This window comes from Clostridioides mangenotii TR, from assembly GCF_000498755.1.
Taxonomy (GTDB): Bacteria; Bacillota; Clostridia; order Peptostreptococcales; family Peptostreptococcaceae; genus Metaclostridioides; species Metaclostridioides mangenotii_A.
Genome location: NZ_AXUS01000053.1, coordinates 1 through 3,627, shown reverse-complemented (window position 1 = coordinate 3,627; position 3,627 = coordinate 1). Strand labels below are relative to the sequence as shown.

At 31.7% G+C, this 3,627-nt stretch carries 3 protein-coding genes, 4 tRNA genes and 1 pseudogene; 1 reads left to right on the top strand and 7 read right to left on the bottom strand.

Annotated elements, in window-relative coordinates:
- Positions 1 to 16: 16 nt before the first annotated feature.
- The 4 genes from T473_RS0115160 to T473_RS0115145 all read right to left on the bottom strand — a co-directional run bounded on the left by T473_RS0115160 (position 17) and on the right by T473_RS0115145 (position 367).
- Positions 17 to 91: transfer RNA gene (locus T473_RS0115160), tRNA-Glu, on the bottom strand.
- 10 nt (positions 92 to 101) lie between these two features.
- Positions 102 to 177: transfer RNA gene (locus T473_RS0115155), tRNA-Met, on the bottom strand.
- Positions 178 to 200: 23 nt separating this feature from the next.
- Positions 201 to 286: transfer RNA gene (locus T473_RS0115150), tRNA-Leu, on the bottom strand.
- Between the two features lie 6 nt (positions 287 to 292).
- Positions 293 to 367: transfer RNA gene (locus T473_RS0115145), tRNA-Asn, on the bottom strand.
- 314 nt (positions 368 to 681) lie between these two features.
- On the opposite strand from T473_RS0115145, the pseudogene T473_RS17015 reads away from it, so the two are divergent.
- A pseudogene (locus T473_RS17015) lies at positions 682 to 1,889 on the top strand (MGDG synthase family glycosyltransferase).
- A 403-nt stretch (positions 1,890 to 2,292) separates the two neighbouring features.
- On the opposite strand, the gene T473_RS18810 reads toward T473_RS17015, so the two are convergent.
- From T473_RS18810 to T473_RS0115125, 3 genes are all read right to left on the bottom strand, one after another.
- A complete protein-coding gene (locus T473_RS18810) occupies positions 2,293 to 2,538 on the bottom strand; it encodes a hypothetical protein (protein ID WP_024622601.1) in 246 nt (81 codons plus the stop codon).
- 120 nt (positions 2,539 to 2,658) lie between these two features.
- Positions 2,659 to 3,258, bottom strand: a complete 600-nt coding sequence (gene recR, locus T473_RS0115130; RefSeq protein ID WP_024622600.1) for a recombination mediator RecR — start codon at positions 3,256 to 3,258, stop codon at positions 2,659 to 2,661.
- A gap of 11 nt (positions 3,259 to 3,269) precedes the next feature.
- A complete protein-coding gene (locus tag T473_RS0115125; protein WP_024622599.1) occupies positions 3,270 to 3,614 on the bottom strand; it encodes a YbaB/EbfC family nucleoid-associated protein in 345 nt (114 codons plus the stop codon).
- Positions 3,615 to 3,627: the final 13 nt, after the last annotated feature.

The window sequence follows — 3,627 nt, the reverse complement described above, 5'->3', positions numbered from 1 at the left end:
CACCCGCATATGTAATTGGTGACCCGTAGGGGAATCGAACCCCTGTTACCGCCGTGAAAGGGCGGTGTCTTGACCGCTTGACCAACGGGCCTTTGTTTTAATGGTTGCGGGGGCAGGACTCGAACCTACGACCTTTGGGTTATGAGCCCAACGAGCTGCCAACTGCTCCACCCCGCGATATTAGTTTGTTTGGTATTAAATGCCGAAGACCGGAATCGAACCGGTACGAGAGGTAAGTCCCGCAGGATTTTAAGTCCTGTGCGTCTGCCAATTCCGCCACTTCGGCTTTTTATGGCTCCAAGGGAGGGACTCGAACCCTCAGCCTATCGGTTAACAGCCGAGTGCTCCACCGTTGAGCTACCTTGGAATAAAAATACCACACAATTTCTGAAACAATATAGAGTAAATCTCTTAGATTCAGAACACGTATTATATTATCATTTATAATATTAATTGTCAATACTTTTTCTACACTCTTATTTATAAATTTTTTCGATCTCTAATTTACTTATTTACATACTATTTATATTATATACTATTTTAACAGAAAATATTTTTATTTTTCTACTAAACTTGTAATTTTTGTAGTAATATAATAGATTATTAGTAATAAATCATAAATTACTTAGCTATATCACAATTTATATTAACTATAAATTATAATACCGGGAGGATTTTATTATGGTAAAAAAAGTACTTATTATGTCTGCCTCGACTGGAGGAGGTCATAATAGAGCTGCTAAAGCTATAAAAGAAGAATTAACCATTAAGGAAATAGACGGTATAAAAATAGAATGTGAAATTATAGATAGCCTTAAACTAGTAAACAACACAATGGACAAAATCATATCACAAGGCTATGAAAAATCTGCCTTTATACGCCAAAAGCCTATGGAAGTGTTTATCGCATTTCTGAAAGCAGTTTTATTTCCAAAAATGAATTTAAAGACAACCCAATTACTTCATTTATGGCTAAAAAGTTTATAAACTTACTTAAAGACTACAATCCAGATATAATTATAGGAACACATCCTTTTCCAATGATAGCTTTAAGTATGCTTAAAAAAAATATAGCCATACACAATAACAAAGAAAATAAATATTTAGAACCTTTTCATAAATACTTTCACGATCTAAATATTCCGCCATTAATATCAGTTTTGACAGATTACACTACTCATTCTACATGGATACAAAATGAAATTGACTACTATATTGTAGGGCATGAATACGTTGAGGAATTACTTGTTGAAGAAGGTGTCGACCACGAAAAAATAAGAAGTTTCGGTATTCCTGTTGAAAAATCTTTTTTAACTCACGGAAATAAGAAGGATATCCTTTCTGAAATGAACTTGTCCTCTGATAAGCTTACAGTGCTCTTAATGGGTGGAAGTTTTGGAGCCGGCAGTATAAAAGAAACCCTAGAAGAGTTACTTAATATTGATAGGGATTTTCAAATTATAGTTGTAACAGGTAGAAATCATTCGTTAAAAGGAAAAATTGAAAAAAAAGTGCTGAATCATCCGCACAACAAAGATGTAGTTGTACTCGGATATACCAATAAAATGAATGATATCCTTGCTTCTATAGATGTTCTGATTACAAAACCTGGAGGACTTACAACAACAGAAGCTCTTTTAAAAGATGTGCCGATGATAGTTCCCTACTATATACCTGGCCAAGAACAGGAAAACTTAGAATTTCTAATGAATTGTGGAGCTGCACTGCATCCTACTAAAAAATTTAATTTATCTATACTTTTAAAAGTTCTTATAGATGATCCAACTAGGCTTGAAATATTGAAGTCAAATATAAGATCTATTAGAAAAACCAATTCATCACAAAATATATCAAATTTGGTTGTAGATATACTTTCAAGATCAAAATGATTTAAATTGTAAATTAATTATAAAAAAACTGACTAGCTCATTAAACCGTGATAGTCAGTTTTTTATATTGCATCCAGTCTCAATTTAGATTATAGGCATCTCAATAACTAAACATCTAGTAAACTTCTAAATTATTTTCTTTTAACTAATTATTCTTACTGATATTTGTAAAAAGTATTCATCATATTATTTTATAGATAATTCATAATAGAATATTTTCAAAAAAGTACTCATCTCGAGATGTCAAAAGAACAGATAAAGAAGCGCTAGATATCCTAAAATCAGTATTTCTTGATAGAAAAGTTGTAGCTATAGATCTTATCTAATAATAAACTCTATACAAACTTAAAAAGAAAGTCCTATTATAGAACTTTCCCACTAATTTAATATGCTTCATGTTTTTTTAATATGGTTCGTAAAAATCTTCTTCGTAATCGTATTGATAATTTTTGTAATTATTTCTAAATGAACTGTTTTTACTCTTTGGATTATTCTTAGTCTTCTTCTTTAAAAGTAAATTAATATCATCCACTTCGATTCCAACCTCAGAGTTGTTTTCAACAGTCTTTTCTCTGTTCTTTGACTCCATTTTTTTGATTCTTTTTTCTTTCATAGCAGTATGCTCATCAAAATTCAATTCAGCTTTCATTTAGCACCTCTAACAAATATTATAATAGTTTTAAGATGATTATACGACAGTAATAAAAATACTTCAATATATAAAATAAATATTGAAGTATTTTTAACAAATTATTTAAGAATTCTTTATTTAGATCTCTCTTCTACCTTCAAGAGCCTTTGATATAGTGACTTCATCAGCATATTCAAGGTCTCCTCCAACCGGCAGTCCATGTGCAATTCTAGTAGTCTTAATTCCCATTGGCTTGACAAGTTTTGCTATATACATAGCAGTTGCCTCACCTTCTATAGTTGGATTTGTAGCCATAATTATCTCTTTTACATCTTGATTTCCAAGTCTTTGTATTAATTCTTTTACGTTTAACATCTCTGGTCCTACACCATCCATTGGTGAGATTACTCCATTTAGTACATGGTATTGACCGTTAAACTCTCTTATCTTTTCCATTGCAGCTACGTCCCTAGAATCTTCAACTACACATATAACATTTGAGGTCCTGTTTTTATTTGAGCATATGCTACATGGATCAGAATCTGCTATATTACAGCATATTGAACAATACTTTATATTGCTTTTAGCATCTAAAATAGCTTGAGATAGCTCTTTTACATCTTTTTCATCCATATTTATCACGTGAAACGCTAGTCTTTGAGCTGTTTTTCTTCCTACACCTGGTAGTTTTGAAAATTCTTCTATAAGCCTATTTATAGGCATTGTATACTCCTGCATATGATCACCCTCTAGAATAAACCAGGTATGTTCATACCCCCAGTTAACTTATTCATTTGATTTGCTTGTATATCTTCTACACTCTTTATAGCTTGATTTACAGCACTTAATACTAAATCTTGTAACATTTCTATATCATCTGGATCTACAACTTCTGGTTTAATTTTTATATCTATTATTTCTTTTTTACCATTTATTTTTACAGTTACAGCTCCCCCACCTACAGAAGCTTCTAACTCTTTAGATTCTAACTCTTCTTGTGCTTTCTGCATATTTTCTTGCATTTTTTGCGCTTGTTTCATTAGTTGGTTCATATTTCCACCACCTGGCATTCCGCCAAAACCCTTTTTAGCCATAAATAAAAATTCC